Raw genomic sequence first — 468 nt, 5'->3', positions numbered from 1 at the left:
GCCGACATCAGGGTCGCCTTGGTCGCCCAGACCGAATAGGGGTGCTGACGTTCGACTTCGTCAAATGCCTCGGCAGCCTGTTGGTATTCCTTGGCGTCAAGCAGATCCTGCGCGCCGTTATACAGTTCGGAAACCGGACGTTCGACATATTCCGGCGCATCATTGCTTGAACATGCCGCAAGCATCAGCGACAGGCCGAGAGTTGCAATGACGTGTTTGGCGCGAACGGTACTTAGCACTGTGACGTATCCTCGAAATTTTTGACGCACTCACCGTAAAATCCGCCGGACTATATCATGCGAAGGGCGTGCTTGGGCAAGTAGTTGTGTCGTCAAATGCCGACTTTTATTCCATGTTAAATGCTGTGACGTGGATCAGAAGACTGAAAACCAACGCCGAAAACAAAAAAGGCGACCACGCGGGCCGCCATTTTCATAAATTGGATGCCAGTGACACCTGATTTCAGGC

Annotated in this window: 1 protein-coding gene; it reads right to left on the bottom strand. The window is 52.4% G+C overall.

Annotation, left to right across the window (positions count from 1 at the left end; translation table 11 throughout):
• Positions 1–239: outer membrane protein assembly factor BamD (gene bamD / locus B3Z49_RS06490; RefSeq protein ID WP_296989118.1), on the bottom strand; the 239-nt coding region annotated here is incomplete at its 3' end.
• Positions 240–468 lie beyond the last annotated feature (229 nt).

Origin of the sequence: Thalassospira sp. UBA1131 (assembly GCF_002311515.1) — a bacterium.
In the GTDB taxonomy this organism is placed as follows: domain Bacteria; phylum Pseudomonadota; class Alphaproteobacteria; order Rhodospirillales; family Thalassospiraceae; genus Thalassospira.
This window is presented reverse-complemented; position numbering and strand designations above follow the sequence as displayed.